The 21,037-nt window shown below is 64.8% G+C and carries 21 protein-coding genes; 10 read left to right on the forward strand and 11 right to left on the reverse strand.

Translation table 11 applies throughout. The annotated features are described in order from the left end of the window. Positions 1-279 (forward strand): flavodoxin-dependent (E)-4-hydroxy-3-methylbut-2-enyl-diphosphate synthase (locus AAC645_RS19620; protein ID WP_340318268.1); only part of this gene is annotated, 279 nt, incomplete at its 5' end. 221 nt (positions 280-500) lie between these two features. After that, positions 501-1,394: a polyprenyl synthetase family protein gene (locus AAC645_RS19625; RefSeq protein WP_340318285.1), complete on the forward strand. Its 894-nt coding sequence runs from the start codon at positions 501-503 to the stop codon at positions 1,392-1,394. Positions 1,395-1,409: 15 nt separating this feature from the next. On the opposite strand, the gene AAC645_RS19630 is transcribed toward AAC645_RS19625, so the two are convergent. From AAC645_RS19630 to hpnI, 4 genes are read right to left on the reverse strand one after another with little or no spacing between them, the layout of a single operon-like run. After that, positions 1,410-2,405: a lysylphosphatidylglycerol synthase domain-containing protein gene (locus AAC645_RS19630; RefSeq protein WP_340318269.1), complete on the reverse strand. Its 996-nt coding sequence runs from the start codon at positions 2,403-2,405 to the stop codon at positions 1,410-1,412. A gap of 10 nt (positions 2,406-2,415) precedes the next feature. Continuing rightward, positions 2,416-3,255, reverse strand: a complete 840-nt coding sequence (hpnK, locus tag AAC645_RS19635; RefSeq protein WP_422785865.1) for a hopanoid biosynthesis-associated protein HpnK — start codon at positions 3,253-3,255, stop codon at positions 2,416-2,418. A gap of 7 nt (positions 3,256-3,262) precedes the next feature. Further along, positions 3,263-4,690: a hopanoid biosynthesis associated radical SAM protein HpnJ gene (gene hpnJ, locus AAC645_RS19640; protein WP_340318270.1), complete on the reverse strand. Its 1,428-nt coding sequence runs from the start codon at positions 4,688-4,690 to the stop codon at positions 3,263-3,265. Next, complete coding sequence (hpnI, locus tag AAC645_RS19645; protein WP_340318271.1) at positions 4,687-5,835, reverse strand: bacteriohopanetetrol glucosamine biosynthesis glycosyltransferase HpnI; 1,149 nt, start codon at positions 5,833-5,835, stop codon at positions 4,687-4,689. Before hpnI ends, hpnJ begins: the two co-directional genes overlap by 4 nt. 100 nt (positions 5,836-5,935) lie before the next feature. Between hpnI and hpnA the strand changes: the two genes are divergently transcribed. From hpnA to AAC645_RS19680, 7 genes are read left to right on the forward strand one after another with little or no spacing between them, the layout of a single operon-like run. After that, complete coding sequence (gene hpnA / locus AAC645_RS19650) at positions 5,936-6,928, forward strand: hopanoid-associated sugar epimerase (protein WP_340318272.1); 993 nt, start codon at positions 5,936-5,938, stop codon at positions 6,926-6,928. Beyond that, entirely contained in the window at positions 6,925-8,067 is a 1,143-nt protein-coding gene (locus AAC645_RS19655; RefSeq protein WP_422785866.1) for a glycosyltransferase, read from the forward strand. The genes hpnA and AAC645_RS19655 overlap by 4 nt, the downstream gene beginning before the upstream one ends. After that, positions 8,064-8,900, forward strand: coding sequence for a squalene synthase HpnC (gene hpnC / locus AAC645_RS19660; protein WP_340318273.1), 837 nt, complete (start codon positions 8,064-8,066; stop codon positions 8,898-8,900). The genes AAC645_RS19655 and hpnC overlap by 4 nt, the downstream gene beginning before the upstream one ends. Beyond that, positions 8,897-9,721 (forward strand): presqualene diphosphate synthase HpnD, encoded by an 825-nt coding sequence (gene hpnD, locus AAC645_RS19665; RefSeq protein WP_340318274.1) that lies wholly within the window; start codon positions 8,897-8,899, stop codon positions 9,719-9,721. The genes hpnC and hpnD overlap by 4 nt, the downstream gene beginning before the upstream one ends. Continuing rightward, complete coding sequence (hpnE, locus tag AAC645_RS19670) at positions 9,718-10,980, forward strand: hydroxysqualene dehydroxylase HpnE (RefSeq protein ID WP_340318275.1); 1,263 nt, start codon at positions 9,718-9,720, stop codon at positions 10,978-10,980. Before hpnD ends, hpnE begins: the two co-directional genes overlap by 4 nt. Next, the gene (gene shc / locus AAC645_RS19675; RefSeq protein WP_340318276.1) at positions 10,967-12,904 is read left to right on the forward strand and encodes a squalene--hopene cyclase; all 1,938 of its coding nucleotides are present in this window, start codon (positions 10,967-10,969) and stop codon (positions 12,902-12,904) included. Before hpnE ends, shc begins: the two co-directional genes overlap by 14 nt. Before the next feature lie 2 nt (positions 12,905-12,906). Further along, positions 12,907-13,572 carry a phosphorylase family protein gene (locus tag AAC645_RS19680; RefSeq protein WP_340318277.1) on the forward strand — a complete coding sequence of 222 codons (666 nt, stop codon included), beginning with the start codon at positions 12,907-12,909 and terminating at the stop codon, positions 13,570-13,572. A gap of 23 nt (positions 13,573-13,595) precedes the next feature. Here the strand turns inward: AAC645_RS19680 and AAC645_RS19685 are convergent, their stop codons facing one another. The 4 genes from AAC645_RS19685 to ispH all read right to left on the reverse strand — a co-directional run bounded on the left by AAC645_RS19685 (position 13,596) and on the right by ispH (position 16,443). After that, on the reverse strand, positions 13,596-13,985 hold the full coding sequence (locus AAC645_RS19685) for a type II toxin-antitoxin system VapC family toxin (RefSeq protein ID WP_340318278.1): 390 nt from the start codon (positions 13,983-13,985) through the stop codon (positions 13,596-13,598). Then, positions 13,972-14,244, reverse strand: a complete 273-nt coding sequence (locus AAC645_RS19690; RefSeq protein WP_340318279.1) for an AbrB/MazE/SpoVT family DNA-binding domain-containing protein — start codon at positions 14,242-14,244, stop codon at positions 13,972-13,974. Before AAC645_RS19690 ends, AAC645_RS19685 begins: the two co-directional genes overlap by 14 nt. A gap of 96 nt (positions 14,245-14,340) precedes the next feature. Beyond that, positions 14,341-15,489 (reverse strand): adenosyl-hopene transferase HpnH, encoded by a 1,149-nt coding sequence (hpnH, locus tag AAC645_RS19695; RefSeq protein WP_340318280.1) that lies wholly within the window; start codon positions 15,487-15,489, stop codon positions 14,341-14,343. A 12-nt stretch (positions 15,490-15,501) separates the two neighbouring features. After that, the gene (gene ispH / locus AAC645_RS19700; RefSeq protein WP_340318288.1) at positions 15,502-16,443 is read right to left on the reverse strand and encodes a 4-hydroxy-3-methylbut-2-enyl diphosphate reductase; all 942 of its coding nucleotides are present in this window, start codon (positions 16,441-16,443) and stop codon (positions 15,502-15,504) included. A 183-nt stretch (positions 16,444-16,626) separates the two neighbouring features. Between ispH and AAC645_RS19705 the strand changes: the two genes are divergently transcribed. Then, positions 16,627-17,208, forward strand: coding sequence for an ABC transporter substrate-binding protein (locus AAC645_RS19705; RefSeq protein ID WP_340318281.1), 582 nt, complete (start codon positions 16,627-16,629; stop codon positions 17,206-17,208). Positions 17,209-17,226: 18 nt separating this feature from the next. Here the strand turns inward: AAC645_RS19705 and AAC645_RS19710 are convergent, their stop codons facing one another. The 3 genes from AAC645_RS19710 to AAC645_RS19720 form a co-directional block, all read right to left on the reverse strand. After that, the gene (locus tag AAC645_RS19710; protein WP_340318282.1) at positions 17,227-19,815 is read right to left on the reverse strand and encodes an MMPL family transporter; all 2,589 of its coding nucleotides are present in this window, start codon (positions 19,813-19,815) and stop codon (positions 17,227-17,229) included. A gap of 8 nt (positions 19,816-19,823) precedes the next feature. Beyond that, on the reverse strand, positions 19,824-20,249 hold the full coding sequence (locus tag AAC645_RS19715) for a DUF2141 domain-containing protein (protein WP_340318283.1): 426 nt from the start codon (positions 20,247-20,249) through the stop codon (positions 19,824-19,826). Continuing rightward, positions 20,246-21,037, reverse strand: a 792-nt coding sequence (locus AAC645_RS19720; RefSeq protein WP_340318284.1) for a transketolase C-terminal domain-containing protein, incomplete at its 5' end; no start/stop codon positions are given. The genes AAC645_RS19720 and AAC645_RS19715, both read right to left, overlap by 4 nt.

The raw sequence follows: 21,037 nt of genomic DNA on the forward strand, positions 1-21,037 counted from the left end.
ATCCGCACCGTGCAGACGCTCGAGGAGCGGCTCCAGCATATCCGCGTGCCGCTCTCGCTGTCGGTGCTCGGATGCGTCGTCAACGGGCCGGGCGAAGCGCGGGAAACCGACATCGGGCTGACCGGCGGCGGCGCCGGCAAGCATATGGTCTATCTGTCGGGCGTTACCGATCACACCGTGCAGGATGCAGACATGGTCGAGCACATCGTCCGGCTCGTCGAAGCCAAGGCCGCCGAGATCGAAGCTGCCGAAGCCGCGCAGGCGCAAGCGGTATTGTGAGCGCGACCGTGCTGGAGCACGGTTTTTGTTCCAATGATCGCCCGATAGATCGTGCATTAGCCACGTCGCGCGTAACCGCGGCGCGCCCTTGACGCTGTGGAGACGGCAAACCAAAGATGGCAAGGCATTTGGCCCCCGAAGTCGCCTACAAGATCAAGATCGAGGCAAGGATGATTGGCGAAGTTGAAAACAGACTGAGCAGCGCTGGCTCGCGAGCCAGCATGATAGCTGACCGTCTTGATCTCGCAATTAAGCGGATCGCCAGCGAAATCGATACACTCTTCGATGCCCTATTGACGCCGCCGCAAGATAATCGCCGCCCGCTTTATGAGGCGATGCGCCATGCCGCGCTCGGCGGCGGCAAACGCCTGCGGCCACTGCTCGCATGCGCATCGGCCGAACTGTTCGCGGTTGATCGTGACCGCGCCCTCAGGGCCGGGCTCGCCGTTGAATCGATCCATGTCTACAGCCTGATCCATGACGATCTACCCGCGATGGATGACGATGACATGCGGCGTGGCCGCCCGACGGTGCATAAAGCGTTCGATGAGGCGACGGCCATTCTTGCAGGAGACGCCTTCCAGGCGTTGGCGTTCGAAGTCCTAGCCAGCGACGCAACGAGCGAAGATCCATTCGTTCGCAGTGAGCTGATTGCCGCGCTCGCGCGCGCCTCGGGGGCATCAGGCATGGTCGGCGGGCAGGCTCTGGACATGGCAGCCGAGACTTCGAAGTTCGATCTATCGAGCATAATCCAACTACAGCAATTGAAGACCGGTGCCTTGATCGCCTTTTCAGTTGAAGCCGGAGCGATATTGGGCCGCGCGTCGCCCGCCTCACGCAAGGCCTTGCATAGCTACGCCCATGAGCTGGGTCTTGCCTTCCAGATCGCCGATGACCTGCTCGATGTCGAGGGGGATGCGGCGGCGCTCGGCAAGGCAGTGGGTAAGGACGCTGCGGCGGGCAAGGCGACTTTCGTGTCACTGCTGGGAACCGATCGCGCGAGAGCACAGGCTCGTTCACTCGTCGATCAGGCGGTTGATAGGCTGGCACCTTTCGGCGAAGAGGCCGATCTGTTGCGCGATATTGCATTCTATGTGGTCAATCGCGATCGTTGAGTGTCTCTCGTCCCCCTAGTCCTGCGTCACGCGGACATGTTGCCAACGCGAGCGCAGTTCGGACAGCTGCCACAGCAGGATGGCCGGGACCGCGATCGCGAGTTCGCGTCCGCGTTTGATCACCGACAGCGTCACTGCCGCGCTCGGCGGCAATCCGAATACCGGGCCAAGCAGCACATAGCCCGCCTCCTGCACGCCGAGCGCGCCGGGGATCACGAACGCCACCGAACGCAGCGCGAAGATGAGGCTTTCGAGTGCGGCGATCTGCGCGAACGGCATCGGGCGTCCCATCAGCCACAGGATCAGCCATGCGTTGGCCGCGCTGGCGGTCCAGGCAAGCAGGTTGAGTGCGAGCGACGCGATCAGGGCGCGGTGATCGCGGTAGAATATCGCGAGCTGGGCGAGAATATCGTCGATGCCGGCCTGCGTATCGGGCAGAATACGGCTCGCCATTAGCCCCATGAAGCGCAGCGCGGGGCGCTGCAGAAGTACGAAGGCCAGCGTTATCGCCAGCGCCGCGCCCGCCCCGGCCCAAGCGAGCGGACGCAGTGCATGGGCGGCGACGGGATAGAGCAGCATAGTGCTTAACATCCAGAGGCCGAACAGGGTGAAGAAAAGCTGTGCCAGCATCTCCGTGGTGAGATCGACGATCATCGCCGCATAGACCCGCCTAGATGCGATGCCGCCGCCCAGCAGGACGCGTGCGCCGACTACCAGCCCGCCGATTTGGGAGAAAGGTAGCAGGTCGCTCGCCGCCTCCCGCGTGGTGCGGGACCATAGGAACAACGGAAGACGATGGAGCGGTTCGCCCGGCATCGAGACCAACAGCGCCGCTCCAAGCAACAGCAGCACGCCGGCCAGGCCGAGGCAGAGCAGCAGGAAGCCCCCCACGCCGACCTGCGCAACGCTTTTCAATATCGCGTGAACGTCGACGGACATGATGACCCAGGCGGCTAGGCACAGACCGGCGATGAGCGCCAGGAGGACGGGCCAGCGCCGGAAAATCGTCATTCTTCCACGCTCATCGGCCAAAATCGGCAAAGCGGCCACGATGCAGGCCGCGTACGGCCCGCGCGACATTGGGGTCGAGCAGGGCCTGCAATTCGTCGCGATAGGCATATCCCGGCACATGGCCCGGGAACGCATCATCGGCCGCCGGATGGAGGTAGATTTCGCTGAGTCCCGCCGGCAAGCGCTCGATCAAGGCAGCCAGCCGAGCGGCGGTCATCGCGCCGCTCCAGGCGAGGCCGAAAACCTGATCGGGCACCACGAGGCCGGCAGCGACCGCGCGGCGGCGTGTGCGATGCGCGTAGGCCGCCGCGACCCGCTCGGTGAAACCGGGGCGGCCGCCCTCTATCGATCGGATCACCGCGCCGGGCTCTACCGGGGCGCGTATCGCGCGAAGGCCGTAACGGGCGCCGATCTTGAGGATCAATCCGCCGATCGTCGGATGAAGATGAAAATGCTTGTGCGAGTTGACATGATCGAGCGCGAGCCCGGTCGCGGCGAAAGCGGCGAACTGGGCCTCGATCTCGGCGGCAAGCTGCCGTCGCACGGTGGGACGGAAGAAGATGTCGATGCCGGCGCGAACCATGTTGGTGCGAAATCGGCCATCGGCATCGACAAGATCGGGGATCTTCTCACGCGGCAAGGCGGGCCGGCCGTCGACCAGCACGATATGGAGCCCGACGCCCAGCGCGGGCAGTCGCCGCGCCCGCGCAGCGGCATCTGCCGCCATTGCGCCCGTCACCATCAGGCTCGCCGCGGTGAGGATGCCCTCACCATGCCCGCGCTCGACAGCCTCGTTGACGGCTTCGTCGACGCCGAAATCGTCGGCGGTGACGATCAGCCCGGTGATCATGGCAGGCTCAGGCCGCGACGTCCTTGCGATGACGGAGGAAGTTGAAGAACTCTACGCCTTCGCGCAGGCGGCGCTTCATCATGTCCCAATCGCGCAGCATCTCGGCGACGATCGACCAGATCTTCGACGGGCGGAAATAGAAGCGCCGGTAGAACTCTTCGACCTTGTCGAACACCACCGAAGCCGGCAGGTGCGGATAGCTCAGCTGTGCGATCTGGGTGCCGCCATCGGTGAGCAGATGGTCACTGCCGTCGAACCAGTTATTTTCCACCGCCTGCTTGTAAAGGAAGGTGCCCGGATAAGGCGCCGCCAGGGAAACCTGGATGGTATGCGGATTGATCTCTTTGGCATATTCGATCGTCTCCTCGATCGTCTCCTCGGTCTCGCCGGGCAGGCCGAGGATGAAGGTGCCGTGGATGACGATGCCGAGCGCATGGCAGTCCTTGGTGAACTGCTTCGCCACGTCGACGCGCAGGCCCTTCTTGATATTGTGCAGGATCTTCTGGTTGCCGCTTTCATAGCCGACCAGCAGCAGGCGCAGGCCGCCTTCGCGCATCACCTTGAGCGTCTTGTAGGGAACGTTCGCCTTCGCGTTGCATGACCAGGTGACGCCGAGCTTGCCGAGTTCGATCGACAGTTCCTCGACCCGCGCCAGATTGTCGGTCAGCGTATCGTCGTCGAAGAATATCTCCTTAACCTCGGGCATCTCGCGCTGGATATATTTCACCTCTTCGATCACGTGGGCGATCGAACGGGTGCGGTAATTATGCCCGCCCACCGTCTGCGGCCACAGGCAGAAGGTGCAGCGGCTCTTGCAGCCGCGCCCGGTGTAGAAGCTGACATAGGGGTGGAGCAGATAGCCGCCGAAATATTTCTCGATCGTCAGGTCGCGCTTGTAGATCGGCGAGACGAACGGCAGATCGTCCATGCTCTCGAGGATCGGCCGATCGGCGTTGTGGACGATCTCGCCCGATGCGTTGCGGTAGCTGATCCCGATCACATCGCTGAGCGGCATGCCGCTGGCGACATCGACGATGGTGAAATCGAATTCGTTGCGCGCGACGAAGTCGACCGCGGGCGATGCGGCGAGGGACTTGTCGGGTTCGACCGCGACCTTCGCGCCGATCATCCCGATGATCAGCCTGGGGTTGCGGGCCTTGAGCAGTTCGGCGGTCTGGATGTCCTGCCGGAAAGAAGGCGTGGACGTATGGAGAATGACGAGGTCGCGGTCATCTGCTTCGTGCTTGATGTCGTCCCACGACAGGTCGTGCGCGGGCGCGTCTATCAGCTTCGATCCGTCGATCATCGCCGCGGGCTGCGCCAGCCAGGTCGGATACCAGAAAGACTTCACTTCGCGCTTCATCTGGTAGCGGGCGCCGGCTCCCCCGTCATAGCCATCGAACGAAGGACCTTGGAGAAAGAGCGTACGCATCATCCTGTCATCTCCGCATCGGCCGCAATCCTGCCGTCATCGCGCATTCTAAGCCGCTCACCGCGCCATTCAACCGATCCTGTCACTAGGCCCGCGAAAAAGACGAGCAACGACAGGATGTCCCTGATCGGCAACAGCCATAGCGGCGCCGATCGCGCGCCGCAAAGACGGTCGACGCTCGCGATCAGCATCGCCCGCGTCGCCACGGCCATGACGAGCAGCACGGCACCGGCCCAAGGCGCGAAAGCCAGCAATGCCAGCGCGAAGGGCAGCGGGAAGGTGACGATCATCCCGGCATAGCCCGCGGGGTTGATCTGGCGCACGGTGGCCGCCCAGCGGCGTTCGTGGCGGAACAGCGCTAGCAGGCTCTGGTCTGTCGAGGCATGGGTGATCACCATCGGTGGTACGACGACAGCGAGCCCGCAATCCCGCACCGCGCCGCCGATCGCATGATCGTCGGCAAGCCGGTCCGCGAAGCGGGTGAAGCCGCCGATCCGATCGAGCGTCGCGCGCCGTAGCGCGATAGTGGACCCCATGCAGACGTCGCCCGCATCGAGCGCGAGACCGACGATCACGCTGGGCAGGAAGTTATAGCTCAGCCCGGCGGCGCCCAGCACCGACCAGACGCCCGTGTCGCCACGGCCCCGATATAGACAGGTCACCGCGCCAACGTCCGGTGCGTCCAGTGCGGCGACGACGCGGCGCAGATAGTCGGGCCCTGCCGACATGTCGCTGTCGCTGAGGATCAGGATGTCGTGGCGGGCTGCAGGAAGCATGTTGATCAGGTTGCCGACCTTGGCATTGGCGCCGTGCCGCAGATCATCCACGACGCAGGCGATGTCGTGTTCGGGATAGCGCGCCTTCAGCGCCTCGACGGCGGCAAAGGCGGGATCCGAAGCGGCATGCACGCCGCAGAGCAGCTGGATCGGTGCGTCCCAATCCTGTCGGAGGAAGGTTTCGAGGTTCTCGACGAGCCTAGGTTCGGCGCCGAACAGCGGTTTCAGGATCGTTACCGCCTGCGGAGGTGCCGGCGCTTCTTCGTTCCGCCGGCGGTGGAGCCGCGCGACCAGTGCCGCCGCCGCGAGCGTGTAGGCGATACCTAGCATGGTCAACACGCCCAGCATGGGGATGAGGAGTTTCGCGATCACGCGAGCCGGTTTAGCCTAGCCGCCGGAGGTTGCCAGCAGCTTCGCCGCAGCATAGCGGTATGTTGCCGCGGCGCGGCGCGGAGATGCGATACTGGGCGGCATGGCAGAAACGATTCTGGTGACAGGCGTATCGGGTTTCGTCGGAGCTGCGGTCGCACGCGCCTTCGCGCGCCGGGGTTATCGCGTGCGTGGCCTGGTGCGTGGATCGAGCCCGTCTGCCAACATGCGGGATTTCCCCGGCGAGATCGTCTTTGGCGACATGCGGGATCGCGACACGATGGCCATGGCGCTCGACGGGATGGACGCGCTTGCGCATGTCGCCGCCGACTATCGGCTCTGGGTCCCCCGCGGAGAAGAGATCGTCCGCAACAATCGCGAGGGCACCCGCATCGTCATGGAGGGCGCGCTGGCCGCCGGGGTCCGCCGCATCGTCTATACGAGCAGCGTCGCGACGCTGGCACCGGCCGGCGATCGGCCCTCCGACGAAGGCAGGCCGTTGACCGAGGGGACTGCCATCGGCAGCTACAAGCGCAGCAAGGTCGCCGCCGAACGCCTTGTCGAGGCAATGGTCGCGGAGCGCGGCTTGCCCGCGACGATCGTCAATCCGTCGACGCCGATCGGCCCCGGCGATGTCAGGCCAACGCCGACAGGCCGGATCCTCGTCGATGCGGCGAGCGGCAGGATCCCGGCGTTCGTCGATACCGGGCTCAATCTCGTCCATGTCGACGATGTCGCGGAGGGCCATGTCGCCGCGCTCGAGCAGGGGATTCCGGGCCGGCGCTATATATTGGGTGGGCAGGATGTATCGCTGCAGCAGATGCTCGCCGATATCGCCCGGGAGACCGGCGGCAAGGCGCCGACGATCGCGCTGCCACGTGCGCCGCTGATTCCGCTCGCCTGGATTGCCGAAACCGTCGCGCGGTTTACGGGACGCGAACCCTTTCTGACGCGCGACGCGCTGCGGATGTCGCGCCATCGGATGTTCTACAGCTCGGCGCGCGCCGAAGCCGAACTCGGTTATCGCGCCCGACCCTATCAGCAGGCGATCGCCGACGCGCTGCGCTGGTTCCGTGCCGAGGGAATGATCGCGTGATTACGGCGCTGGCAGGCGCCGCGACCCTGGTGGTCTGGCTCTACCTGCTCGTCGCGCATGGCCGTTTCTGGTGGGCTGCCGAATGCGATGATGGCCTCGCGCCGCCGCCCGCGGCCTGGCCGGACGTGGCGGTGATCGTCCCAGCGCGCGACGAAGCCGATGTGATCGCCGAGTCGATCGGGTCGCTGGCCGCCCAGGATTATCCCGGTCGCCTACGCATCATATTGGTCGACGACGGCAGCGGCGACGGCACCGGCCGAATCGCGCGGGACATGGCGGATAGGTTGGGATCGGATCGGCTGACCGTGATCGAGGCCACGTCGCCGCCGCGCGGCTGGACCGGCAAGCTTTGGGCGCTGGCGCAGGGCAGCGAGCGGGCGGGCGCGCAAGCGGATTATCTGTGGTTCACCGACGCCGACATCGTACACGCTCCCGACACTGCGCGATCGCTGGTCGCGCGGTCGCTGGCCGACGATCTGGTGCTCAACTCGCTGATGGCCGATCTACGCTGTACCAGCTTCGCCGAACGCGCGCTGATACCGGCGTTCATCTTCTTCTTCCAGATGCTCTATCCCTTTGCGCGGGTGAACCGACCCACCTCGCCGGTCGCCGGTGCGGCAGGGGGATGCGTGCTGCTCAGGCGTGACGCGTTCGAGCGGGCAGGCGGGGTCGCGGCGATCGCCGACGCGATCATCGACGATTGCGCGCTTGGCCTGCTTATGAAGCGGCAGGGGCCGATCCGGCTATCGCTTACCCGGCGCTCGCGAAGCATCCGCCCTTATGGCGGCTGGCGTCCGATCGGCGCAATGATCGCGCGATCGGCCTATGCCCAGCTTCGCTACTCGCCGCTGCTGCTCGCAGGCACGCTCGCCGGTATGGCGTTGGTTTACATTGCGCCGCCGCTGCTTGCGATCTTCGCCTCGGGCGCAGCGCGGATCGCCGGCCTCTCGGCTTGGGCGATGATGGCGATCGCCTTCCAGCCGACACTGCGCTTCTACCGCCGTTCGCCGCTATGGGGCCTGGCCCTTCCGGCGATCGCGATCTTCTACGTCGGCGCGACCTTCCGTTCGGCGCTCGACCATTGGCAGGGCCGCGGCGGGATGTGGAAAGGCCGGCTGCAGGCGCAGTTGCGACCATGAGCGAAGCGGCGGCCTATGCCTCGGGCAAAGGGCATCAAGACGAGAATTTTCCGGTAGCGTCGATGCTGATCAGGCCAGCGCACCGCGTGCCGATCATGGCTTTCTACCGCTTCGCGCGGCTCGCCGACGACATCGCCGATCATCCGGCCGCGCCGCCCGCCGACAAGCTTGCCCGACTCGAGACCATGCGCGCGACGATCGCTGGAGAAACCGATGCCGATCCGTCCGCGCTGGCGCTGCGTCGGGCGATCGACCAGCGCGGCCTAGACCGCCGTCATCCGCTCGACCTGCTCGAGGCGTTTCGCCGCGACGTGACTAAGGCACGCTATGAAAGCTGGGGAGATCTGATCGACTATTGCCGCTACTCGGCGATGCCGGTCGGCCGCTTCGTGCTCGACGTTCATGGCGAAGACCGGGCGACATGGCCCGCCAATGATGCGTTGTGCGCGGCGTTGCAGATCATCAACCATCTGCAGGACTGCGGGAAGGATTATCGCGAAATAGATCGCGTCTATCTGCCGCAGGACATGCTGCGCGCTGCCGGCGAGACGGTCGAGAGTCTCGCCGCCGATCGCGCGACACCCGCACTGCGCCATGTGATCGCCGCCCTGGCCGAGCAAACCCAGAGCCTGCTTGCCCACTCGGCGGGGTTCGCCCGATCGGTGACAGACCGGCGGCTCGGGATCGAGATTGCGGTGATCCAGCGCTTGGCGGTCAGTCTCGCGGCACGGCTGCGGTGTGGCGACCCGCTCGCCACACGTATTGCCCATGGCAAGCTCGAAGCGCTGCTGATTGCTACCATCGCGGCGCTGCCGAGGCTGCTCCTGCGATGACCACCGCCACGCCCCCGGCCGCATCGGGCAGCAGCTTCTATCTGGGCATGAAGGTGCTCCCAGCCGCTGAGCGCGAAGCGATGTTCGAGGTCTATCGATTCTGCCGAGAGGTCGACGACATCGCCGACGATCAGCAGGTCGACCGCCGCGCACGCGCACGCGAGCTCGATCGCTGGCGCCGCGATATCGACAATCTCTATGCCGGCCGCGAGGGCGGCCTTGCCGCCGGGCTAGCCCTGCCGATCGCGCGGTTCGGCCTCGACCGCGACGACTTCATGGCGGTGATCGACGGCATGGCGATGGATGTCGAGCGGGATATATGCTGGCCGACGCTCGACCTGCTCGATCTCTATTGCGACCGGGTGGCCTCGGCGGTCGGCAGGCTGTCGGTACGCATCTTCGGCATGGAGCGCGAACCGGGCGTCGCGCTGGCGCACCATCTGGGTCGCGCGCTCCAGCTCACCAACATATTGCGTGATATCGACGAAGATGCCGCGATCGGACGCATCTATCTGCCCATCGAGCCGGTCGGCGCGGCGGGCATGACGCTAGGCGACGTGGGCGCCATGCTCCACGACCCGCGGATCGACCGTGCGTGCCGTGAGGTCGCGGCGATCGCTACGCTTCATTATTCCCAAGCGGACGACATCCTTGCCGCACGTCCGCGTGGCCACCTGCTCGCGCCGAAGCTCATGGCCGCCACCTATGCGCGGCTGTTGCGGCGGATGGAAAAGGCCGGGTGGGCCGCGCCGCGGCGGCGGGTGCGGCACAACAAGCTCGCCCTGCTGTGGATATTCGCGCGGATGCGGCTCAGTCGGTGAGGCGAGCGCATGTGATCGGCGCTGGACTGGCGGGACTGGGCGCGTCGATCGCCCTAGTCAGGGACGGCTATGCCGTCACCCTCTCGGAAGCCGCGCCCCAGGCCGGGGGACGCTGCCGCTCCTATCACGACCCCCAGCTCGGGCTGACGATCGACAACGGCAATCACCTCGTCCTGTCGGGAAATGACGCGGTGATGCGCTATCTCGCGACGATCGGCGCGACCGACGCTCTCGCCGGCCCTGGCAGCGCGCGCTTCGGCTTCGTGGATCTCGCCGACGACCACCGCTGGACGATCGCGCCCAATGGCGGCCCGATCCCCTGGTGGGTCGCAGCGCCGAAGCGGCGCGTGCCCGGCACGAGGATCCGAGACTATCTCGCCGCCGCCAAGCTGCTTCGCGCTGCGCCCGAATTGCGGGTCGGTGACATCATCGAGACCAGCGGCCCGCTCTGGCAGCGGCTGCTCGAACCTTTCCTCGTTGCGGCTCTCAATACGCGCGCCGCCGAGGGGTCGGCCAGGCTGGCCGGCGCGGTGATCCGCGAGACGCTGGCGCGCGGCGGCAATGCCTATTGTCCCCGCATAGCAACGCCGACGCTGGCCGCAGCCTTCGTGGAGCCCGCGCTCGCCTGGCTCGGCGATCATGGCGCGTCGATCCGTCTGGGTCGCCGCCTGCGCGCGATCGGTCGCGCGGACGATCGCGTCGTGTCGCTAGATTTCGCCGACAGCACCGAGACCATCTCTCCGGACGAACCGGTGATTCTCGCCGTGCCGTCCTGGTCGGCGTCGGCGCTGCTGCCCGGGCTCACCGTACCGGACGCGCATGAAGCGATCGTCAACGCGCATTTCCGTCATGCTCCGCCGGCGGATGCCGAGATGATGATCGGGGTGATCGGCGGCACCGCCGAATGGATTTTCGCCTTTCCCGACCGCATATCGGTAACTATCAGCGCCGCCGGCGCCCTGCTCGGCGAGGAGCGCGAGGCGCTTGCCGCCAGGATCTGGCGCGATGTCGCCAAAGCCTATCGGCTGACCAGCGGCCTTCCGGCCTGGCAGATCGTCACCGAGAAGCGCGCGACCTTCGCCGCCACGCCCGAGCAGGATCGGCTGCGCCCCGGCGCCGTCACCGCGTGGCGTAACCTGCTGCTTGCGGGCGACTGGACGCAAACCGGATTTCCCGCCACGATCGAGGGCGCAATACTCTCAGGCGAAACCGCCGCGGCCGCGGTGCGAACGATGGATGGACGTGATGTTGCGAACTGATGTCGCCGCCCACAGCCTCGACGCGATCGACGCCTCGGTCGATCGGGCGGCAGGCGCGCTTGCCGCCCTCCAGCGCGACGACGGCCATTGGGTGTTCGAGCTCGAGGCCGACTGCACGATCCCCGCAGAATATGTCCTGCTGCGCCACTACCTCGGCGAACCCGATGATCTCGAGCTCGAGGCCGGCATCGGCCGCTATCTGCGCCGCATCCAGGGCGCGCATGGCGGATGGGCGCTGTTCCATGACGGGGGACTCGACGTCAGCGCGACGGTGAAGGCCTATTTCGCGCTCAAGATGATCGGCGACGATATCGATGCACCGCACATGAAGCGCGCGCGCATGGCCGTGCTCTCGCATGGTGGGGCCGAGGCGAGCAACGTCTTCACGCGCATCCAGCTCGCACTCTACGGGGCGGGGCCGTGGGCCGCCGTGCCGGAGATGCCGGTCGAGCTGATCCTGTTGCCGCGCTGGTTCCCGATCCATCTATCGCGCATGTCTTATTGGGCGCGCACCGTGATCGTGCCGCTGCTGGTGCTGCAGGCGCTCAAGCCTGTTGCGCGTAATCGGCGCGGCGTCCGGGTTGACGAGCTCTACAGCGGCACCCCGTCCGCTCTGTCGCGCGCGAGCGGCGGCAAATGGCTGTGGACCGCCGGCTTCGGCCTGCTCGACAGGATCCTCAAGCCTTTAGCGCCTTATTGGCCCAAGCGGCTGCGGCAACGCGCGGTCGACGCCTGCATCGCCTTCGTCACCGAACGGCTCAACGGCGAGGACGGCCTAGGCGCGATCTATCCGGCGATGGCGAACAGCGTCATGATGTTCGATGTGCTCGGCTATCCGCCCGATCATCCCGACCGCTCGATCGCGCGGAAATCGGTCGAGAACCTGCTGGTGCGCCGCGACGACGGTGAAATCTACTGCCAGCCCTGCGTGTCGCCGGTGTGGGATACCGCGCTTGCCGCGCATGCGATGCTGGAAGTCGGCAGCGCACCGATGTGCGCGCGGGCGGAACGGGCGCTGGACTGGCTCAAGCCGCGCCAGGTGCTCGACGTCAAGGGCGACTGGGCCGAGCAGCGCCCCGATGTCCGGCCCGGCGGCTGGGCCTTCCAATATGCCAACCCGCATTATCCCGATCTCGACGATACCGCAGTGGTGGCGATGGCGATGGACCGCGCGGCCATCGACCAGGATCGCGAGCCGATCGACCGGGCGGTCGAATGGACCTTGGGAATGCAGAGTGGCGACGGCGGCTGGGGGGCGTTCGATGCCGACAACAGCCATCATTATCTCAACAACATCCCCTTCGCCGATCATGGTGCGCTGCTCGACCCGCCAACCGTGGACGTCACCGCGCGGTGCGTGTCGATGCTCGCCCAGCTTGGCCACGGGCTCGACAGCAAGCCGATGGCGGAGGCGATAGCCTATCTGGAAAAGGAGCAGGAGCCCGATGGGAGCTGGTTCGGCCGCTGGGGGGTCAACTATATCTACGGGACCTGGTCGGCGCTCTCGGCGCTGAATGCGGCCGGGATCGACCAGACCGCGCCGGTCGTGCGACGCGCAGTGAATTGGCTTATCGATATTCAGAATCCCGATGGCGGATGGGGCGAGGACTGCAATAGCTATGCCCTCGATCGCACCGGCCACCAGCCGGCGCCATCGACGGCATCGCAGACGGCCTGGGCGTTGATCGGGCTGATGGCGGCGGGCGAAGTCGACAGCCCCTCGGTTGCGCGCGGCATCGTCTGGCTCCAGCAGCATCAGGACGCCGACGGCCTATGGGCGCAGGATCTCTACACCGGCGGCGGTTTTCCGCGGGTCTTCTATCTGCGCTATCATGGCTATCCCAAATTTTTTCCGCTCTGGGCGCTCGCGCGCTACCGCAATCTCAAGCGCGGCAATGCGCGCCATGTCAGCTGGGGAATGTAGGCTTGCCGCACCTGCTGATCGCGACCGGTTTTCAGCGCGAGGCGAAGATCGTCGCGCAGCCCGGCGTTGTGGTGGTGGCCGGCGGGGGTGTCGAGGCCGAGCTCGAAGCCAAGCTCGAAGCCCAGGCTGAAGGAGCGCTCGGCATCGTCAGCTTCGGGCTGGCAGGTGCGCTACGCGACGGCCTCGATATCGGCGATTGGGTGATAGCCAGCCATCTGGCTGGTGCGATCGCCGCGGAAACCGACGCTACCTGGCGTGACGCTGCGCTTGCTCGCCTGCACGGCGCACGGACCGGGATCGCCTATGCCGATGGCCGGATGATCGACAGCGTCGCCGAGAAGCGCCGGCTCGGCCTCGAGGCCGATGCCAGCATCGTCGACATGGAATCGCATATCGCCGCGAAGGTCGCGCTAAGGCACGGCCTGCCCTTCGCAGTGATCCGATGCGTATCCGATCGCGTCGATCACATGCTCCCGCACGCGATTACGGTCAGCATGCGCCCGGGCGGCGCGATCGACGGGACGGCGATGCTCCGATCGCTTCTGCGGAGGCCCGGCCAACTGCCCGACCTGCTGACCACAATCGCCCATGCGGCGAAGGCGTTTCGTGCGCTGTCATCAGGAAACCGAGCGTTCGGACCCCGCCTCGGCTTTCCGTCCTTTCGCTGAGGGAGTGCCCTCTCAGGGAGGGGTCAGGGTGTTTCCACCGGAACGGCCGATCGACCTTTGGCCACCTTGGCGAGCTTCCTGTCGAAACTGACGAACGACGTGTATCCGCCGGCCTTGGCGAGGTGCAGCGCGTCGGCGAAATCCATGCCCGCGCGCATCCAGTCGATCGCAGTCGCCAACAACATCGGCTCCTCGGCCGAGACGCCGGGCAGGCTTGCGATGCCCGCCAGTTTTTCGGCGATCCGTTCCGGCGGAAAGCCATAGGCTCCGCGCAGCACCCATTCGCTTTCGAGGAGGACGGTCAAGGATATGAAGATGTCGCCGCCTTCGAAGATCGCGCGAGCGGCATCGGCCTGTATCTTGTCGTCGCCCGTGAGAAAACGGACGACGATGTTCGTATCAATCGCGCGCACGGCGCCTGGCTTCCTCGGCTATCGCCGCATCCATGTCGTCAAGCGATAGAGGCGCCCCGTCATAGCCCAACGAACCGAAGAGCTCGTCTATCGTGGCCGGAGGGAAGATCGGGCTCGCCTTCAGCAACACTCCAGCCGGCGTATGTTCGACGGTCAGCCTGGTACCGGGCGCCCAATGCATCTGGTCGCGGATCGCCTTGGGTAGAATGACTTGCCCCTTGGTGGATAAGACGGTGGTAAGCCGCTCTTGCATGCCCATGGCGCACCTCCTCGGTAAGATAGAGGTAAGATAGAGGTAAGATAGAAGTTCGACAGAATTTTTGCAAGCTGTGGGCAGAAGGGTGCCGACTCTAGATCATTCAGCTGCGACCGAATCCGCGCTCCGGCTCTTGGCGTTCCGGATCAGGGCAAGCTCGCGCTCGACATGGCCCGAGAAGACCTCCTTGGCCGGCCGCTGGTTCGAGATATCGATGTCCTGCGCCATCGGTCCGCTGGTGCGGATGCCGCGCAGCGACACCATCGCTGCTTTGATCGGATGGCTGACGATGTCCATCACCGCCGTCGCCTCGAAGCCCGAATGGACCATGCAGTCGGCACATTTCGCGTAATTGCCGACCCCATAGTCGTCCCATGCCGTGTTCGCCATCAGATCGGCGAAGCTCTTCTCATAGCCCTCCCCGAGCAGGTAGCACGGCTTCTGCCAGCCGAAGACGGTACGGGTGGGATTGCCCCACGGCGTGCACTTATACGCCTCGTTGCCGGCCAGGAAGTTGAGGAACATCGTCGACTGGCTGAACGGCCAAGCCTTTCCGCCCTTTCCACGCGAGAGGATGCCTCGGAACAGCTCCTTGGTCTTGGTGCGGTTGAGGAAATGCTCCTGGTCTGGCGCGCGCTCATAGGCGTAGCCCGGCGACACGGTGATGCCGTCGAGGCCCAGCGCCTTCATCCCGTCGAAGAATTTCGCGGTTCGCTCGGCATCGGCGTCGTTGAACAAGGTGCAGTTGATCGACACCCGGAACCCGCGCGACTTGGCGAGCTTGATCGCCTCGACCGCGGTTTCGTAGACGCCGTCGAGGCACACCGACTTGTCGTGCATGCCCTGATCGCCATCGAGATGGATTGACCAAGTGAAACCCGGATGGGGCTTATATTGATCGATCTTCTTCTGGAGCAGCAGTGCGTTGGTGCACAGGATCACGAACTTCTTGCGGTCAAGATAGCCTCGCACGATCTTCGGCATGTCGCGGTGGAGCAGGGGCTCGCCTCCCGCGATCGAGACCACCGGGGCCCCGCACTCGTCGATCGCCTCCATGCATTGTTCGTAGGACAGCCGCTGGTTCAGTATCTCGTCGGGATAGTCGATCTTGCCGCAGCCGTTGCATGCGAGATTGCAGCGGAAGAGCGGCTCGAGCATCAGCACGAGCGGGTAGCGTTCCACGCCACGCAGATGCTTTCCCATTATATGCGTGCCGATGCGGACGACCTGGCTGAACGGGATTCCCATGATATCTGAGGCCTATATACGAGCGGCGAGCCGGTCCAGCGCGGGGGGAAGGCGGAACTCCACCTTTTCTTCGACGCCGTCGAGCGTCTCGACAGTAACCGGCATATGCGCTGCAATAGCCGATATGACGCTTTGAACAAGTTCCTCCGGCGCGGAGGCGCCCGCAGTCAGGCCAACGACGCTTTTGCCGTCGATCCAGGCCAGGTCGATCTCGGACCCGTCGGCGACCAAATAGCTCGGAATCCCGGTCTCGAGACCTATCTCGCGCAGGCGATTCGAATTGGAGCTGTTTGCCGAGCCGACCACGAGCAGCAGGTCAGCCACTCTGCACAGATCGCGAACCGCCGTCTGCCGGTTTTGGGTGGCGTAGCAGATGTCCGCGGTTTCTGGCCCAGTGATATCGGCGAAGCGCAGTTTAAGAGCGTCGATGACCGCACGGGTATCGTCGACCGACAGAGTCGTCTGGGTGATGTACGACACTGGGGTATGGGCTGGGAGGTCGAGCATGGCCACTTCCTCCACCGTTCCGACCAGATGGACGGGAGCATCGATTTGACCGATCGTACCTTCGACTTCGGCGTGTCCTGCATGCCCGATCAGGACGAGAGTCCGGCCAGCAGCGACATAGTGCCGCCCCTGGGCATGGACCTTGCTCACCAGCGGACAGGTGGCATCGAGGACGGGCAGTTGACGCGCCTTCGCCTCGGCTTCCACCTCGCGCGCGACGCCATGGGCGCTGAACACCGTCACGGCGCCGGCAGGGATGTCGGACAGACTGTCGACGAAAATCGCGCCCTTGGCGCGAAGCGTTTCGACAACATGGCGGTTGTGGACGATCTCATGACGAACATAGACCGGCGCGCCGACTCGATCCAATGCAAGGTCGACAATATCGATCGCGCGGATCACGCCGGCACAAAAACCGCGAGGCTGAGCGAGAATGATCTTCAACAGAACTCTCCACTTGAACCGACTTATGCCATATTTCAATCGAACGCCCGCGACCACCCTAATTGCGCTGCGTTGCACATAAAGCGCAGACGCCACCCGTTCAGGAAAACCGCATTGTTGCAGTGCTAATTAAAGAGCACCCACACCGAACGGCCAGATGCAACCCCTACAGACGAGGCTTGAACGATGATGATCCGAACGATCGCGGCAGGTTTGATGCTGAGCATCGCCGTTCCGGCCGTAGCCGGGGCAATCGACCCTGCTGCGCGGATTTCGGCCTATAATGAGGGTATAGTCGCCCTTCTCAAGGCGCGCCTGGGCCTGCAGGCACGTCGGGACCGGTTCGAGACGCTGGTGCGCGAATTCTATGACATGCCAGCCATCGCGCAACTGGTGGTGGGGCCAAAATGGTCGACCAGTACGCCAGTCGATCGCAACGCTGCCATCGCCGCGCTCACGCGACATTCGGCCGTCACGCTAGCGCGCAATTTCGTAGCCTTCCGCGGCGAAGCATTCACGGTTGATCCAGCCGTGATTGATCGCGGCACGAACAAGATCGTCCGCGTCAGGATCACGGCGCCGGGCAGCAGTGACACGCTGCTCTATGTGCTGCGCCAGAGCGCAGATGGATGGAAGATCGTCGACGTTATATCGGAAGGCGTCAGTCAGCTCGCGGTCCAGCGAGCTGACTTTGCTGCCAGCGTGGCGAGCGAAGGAGCCGGCGGTCTCGCCCGGCGCCTGGCAAAGCTCGACGCCGCAACACGCTGAGGTCCGACCGGCTGCGCCTCACCGGCTCTTCCTAGGCGGCCCGAGCAGGGCCGGCTCGAATATCAGCGCGCAGACCAGCGTCCAGGCGAGCGAGATCATGAGGATCTTGCCCATGCTGGCTGTGCCGGGGTGGTTTGATAACCAAAGACTGCCAAACGCCGTGCCGGTTGCCAGAGCGGAAAAGAATATCGCGCGTGCCAGGCTGGACTGGAGGAGATCGGTCGCGCCGCCGCGCCAAGCCATGACGAAATAGATGTGAAAAGCGACACCGACCCCGAACAGCAGGGGGAAGGCGATTACATTAGCGAAGTTGATCGGTTGCCCGATCAGAACGCATGTGCCGAGCGTGAGGAAGCCCGAGAGAACGACAGGGGCCAGCGTGAAGGCCACCTCCCGGATATCACGTAGCACCAAGAGCAGCAGAAGGCTGACGAGCGCCAAGGCAAGAATGCCCGCTTCAATGAAGGCGATTGCGACCGTATGTGCTGCCCGCTGCGTGGAGATCGCAACTCCCGTTGCATCGGGGACGATTGCGCTTACGGCACGCGTGAAGCGTGCAAGCACGGCATTGTCGCTACCATCGCCCTGCGGCAGAAGCTGAATCCGGTAGCGACCGTCGGGGCTGACCCAGTCCCGCCGGATTTCCGGCGGTATGTCGCGCAATGTCGTCGGCGCGGCGCGAAGCGACGCCCGCATCTGGTCGAGGAGTATGTTCAGAGGCGCGACGAGCATCGTGCTGACCTGACGGCGCGCCTCAGGCGGCGCAGCGGCAAGCCGATCGAGGGCGGCTGCAAGCCGTAAGGCATTGGCCGCCGATGATCCTTTCGCGCGCGCCGCAGCGCGCCGCAGCGCTTGTGCGGCGTCGCCGAGCGCGGCAACGGATTGGGGGTCCGATGGAGAGGGCAGGGGAATAATCGGATCCAGCGTTAGATCCAGCAGCATCCGTGCGTCGGCGACAGCCGCCAGCTTGGGGGCCTGATCAGCCGGGACGAAGCTGTCGAGCGTCAGCACCCGCGCGACTTCGGGCAGCATCGCCAGGCGTGCTGCAAGCGACCGGGCGGTGCGCAGATCGGGAGCCAATATGTCTATCGTATTGGGGTTCCGGTCCGGATCGTGCATGAGATCGTTAAGGGTTGCCATCGCCTCGCCGCTCGGCGCGCGCAGGTGAAGGGGATTGAAATCGAAGCGCACGAGCGGCAGCAGTGCGATGCTGAAGACCATCGACCAGCAGAAAAATCCCAGGACGAGCCGGCGCCTGCGAATAAGCAAGCTGTCCAGCTTTGCCACATAGTCCGGCACGCCGAGATAGCGTGGCGGTGGCCGCAGGAGGACGAGCAGAGCCGGAAGCAGCGTAGCGTTGCAGAGCAGCGCGACGATCATGCCCATGGCCGCGACGATTCCGAGTTCAGCGATACCGACATAGGCGGTTGGCAGGAAGGCCAGGAAGCCCAGGCAGATGGCGCCGGCTGCAAGCAACAGCGCCGGACCGAGCGCGCTGGCCGCCGCCGCGATAGCCGCTATCGGCTCTTCGCCGGGGCGGTGATCCGCTTGGAATCGGACCGCGAGCTGTATACCGAAGTCTATGCCGAGTCCGACGAACAACGGGATGAAGGCGACTGAAATTAGGTTGAATCGTCCGACCGCCGCCAAGCCGAGTGCGGTGGTCATGATCAATCCTGCGACGGTGCTCGCCATGATCGCCGCCACGACCCGCCATGATCGCGTCGCCAGTCCGAGAGTGCCGAGCATCGCCAGAATCATCGCCCCGGCCACCAGCCACGCCTTGTCCGCCAGCGAAGCGAACTCCTCGTCCGACAGGGGCACGGAGCCGGTTAGCCGGACCGTAACGCCGTGGGACCGATCGAGCTGCAAGGTGCGTGCGGTTTTGCGAATAGCATCGCTGGCTTCAGAGCCGGGCTGCAGCGCACCATAGTCCAGCACCGGCCGTACGAGAATGAGCCGCCGACGTGGCGGCTGCATGCCCGAAGCGCGGTCGGAGAATAGTGACTGCCAGGAGAAGCGGGCCGGTTGGCCTTTCGCTTGAGTGGCAAGCGCGTCCGCCAGAGCCGCGATCGGCTTCTCCAATCGATCGAGTGAAGCTTCTCCGCTATCGACCCCGCGCAACATGGTGGACAGAGCATTTGCGATACCGCGTAGGCTGGGATCGGCGGCGAGCGGGCCCAGGAACGGCTGGGCCTCGATCATGCGCGCCGTCGCGGCTCGAACGTCGCGTGGCGTTTCAAACAGTAGCCCCTGCTGCGCCAAGAAGGCGCCGCCGTCCGGACGGCTGACATGGCGGAAATGCCGGAGATCTACAGCGAGCCGGGCGCTAAGTCGGGCTGCTGCGGCCTCGGCCAGCTCGGCGGTGTCGCCGTCGACGACGATCAGTATCGCATCACCATTTTCCGGAAAGGCGCTGTCCATTCGCCGTTCGTTTACTCGCCAATCAACGTCGGATGCGATCAGCGCGGAGCTGTCAGTGGTCATCTCGAAATGGGAGGCGACATAGGTGGCAGCGCTAAAGACGAGCAGTATGGCGCCTGCTATAACCATCAACGGTCGGCGAGCTGCGGCGGTGGCCAGCCATGTGAAAGCACCGATGATCACCACGCGGCCTACCGCACGAAGTATCGAAGCTGGAATCCGATCCGCTGATCCGTCTTGGCATGGACGAAAGCAGCTTCCGCGAATTTAGGGGGCGCCATCCGGATCTTGGCGTCGTTGGAGAAACCGACCCCCTCAAGCGGAATCCCGAACAAACCTCGATCTATGTCTCCGTTGTCGTTCCGATCGTGGAATGCCTGTGCTGCATATCGCCCTGGTGGCACATTGCGGACCGTGACCATCGTCGTCCCTTTCGCCGCAGGCGCTTCTCCTGACCAGTGACAATCCTTCAGGAAGGTCGCCTCGTCACAGATATCGACATGAACCTTTCCGCGCGCCGATTGCACGCCACCTACGGCTACTTCGATCGCGGCACCGGCAGCGGCGGTGCCCCAGGTAGCAGGGAGAGCGGCAGCGATGAGAAGATACCCGATCACTGGATCGCCTGTTCGATTTCGACAGCGTTATGGCGGAGCACCCTGAGAACGGTCTGAACGAGGTGATCGGCATCGAGACCCGCATCGGCATATTGCTTGTCGGGCTTGTCATGCTCCTGGAAGATATCCGGCAGACGCAAGGTCCTGATCTTGAGCCCTGCATCGATCAGACCTCGATCGGACGCCATGGTCAGCACATGGCTGCCAAGACCGCCGATGGCGCCCTCCTCGATCGTAATGATCACCTCATGGCTTGCCATCAGCTCTCCGATCAGCGTCTCGTCGAGTGGCTTGGCGAAACGTAGATCGGCGACCGATGCGGGCAATCCGCGCGCGTCAAGCATGTCGGCCGCCTTCAACGCTTCGCCAAGCCGCGTTCCAAGCGACAGGATCGCGACCTTGCTGCCGCGGCGGACGAGCCTGCCTTTTCCAATCTCAAGCCGTTGGGCCAGCGCCGGCAGTTCCACGCCGATGCCATTGCCGCGGGGATAGCGCAGCGCGATGGGCCCGCTGTCATGAAGTGCCGCGGTATGCACCATGTGGACGAGCTCGGCTTCGTCGGCCGCCGCCATCACGACGAAATTGGGCAAGGTCGCCAGGTAGGTGACGTCGAAGCTGCCGGCATGGGTGGAACCGTCGGCGCCGACGAGACCGGCTCGGTCGATGGCGAAGCGAACCGGCAGATTTTGAAGTGCGACGTCGTGTACTACCTGATCATAGGCGCGCTGCAGGAAGGTCGAATATATCGCGCAGAACGGCCGATAGCCCTGCGCGGCGAGGCCCGCGGC

It is taken from the genome of Rhizorhabdus argentea, from assembly GCF_037861105.1.
Lineage (GTDB): Bacteria > Pseudomonadota > Alphaproteobacteria > Sphingomonadales > Sphingomonadaceae > Rhizorhabdus > Rhizorhabdus argentea.

Excerpts from the sequence above, each read along its gene's own strand:
- AAC645_RS19705 (WP_340318281.1), top strand. The coding sequence starts at position 16,627 with ATGATGATCCGAACGATCGCGGCAGGTTTGATGCTGAGCATCGCCGTT.
- hpnC (WP_340318273.1), top strand. The coding sequence starts at position 8,064 with ATGAGCGAAGCGGCGGCCTATGCCTCGGGCAAAGGGCATCAAGACGAG.
- hpnK (WP_422785865.1), bottom strand. The coding sequence starts at position 3,255 with ATGATCACCGGGCTGATCGTCACCGCCGACGATTTCGGCGTCGACGAA.
- hpnJ (WP_340318270.1), bottom strand. The coding sequence starts at position 4,690 with ATGATGCGTACGCTCTTTCTCCAAGGTCCTTCGTTCGATGGCTATGAC.
- hpnH (WP_340318280.1), bottom strand. The coding sequence starts at position 15,489 with ATGGGAATCCCGTTCAGCCAGGTCGTCCGCATCGGCACGCATATAATG.
- AAC645_RS19690 (WP_340318279.1), bottom strand. The coding sequence starts at position 14,244 with ATGGGCATGCAAGAGCGGCTTACCACCGTCTTATCCACCAAGGGGCAA.
- AAC645_RS19625 (WP_340318285.1), top strand. The coding sequence starts at position 501 with ATGATAGCTGACCGTCTTGATCTCGCAATTAAGCGGATCGCCAGCGAA.
- hpnD (WP_340318274.1), top strand. The coding sequence starts at position 8,897 with ATGACCACCGCCACGCCCCCGGCCGCATCGGGCAGCAGCTTCTATCTG.
- hpnA (WP_340318272.1), top strand. The coding sequence starts at position 5,936 with ATGGCAGAAACGATTCTGGTGACAGGCGTATCGGGTTTCGTCGGAGCT.
- AAC645_RS19630 (WP_340318269.1), bottom strand. The coding sequence starts at position 2,405 with ATGACGATTTTCCGGCGCTGGCCCGTCCTCCTGGCGCTCATCGCCGGT.
- shc (WP_340318276.1), top strand. The coding sequence starts at position 10,967 with ATGTTGCGAACTGATGTCGCCGCCCACAGCCTCGACGCGATCGACGCC.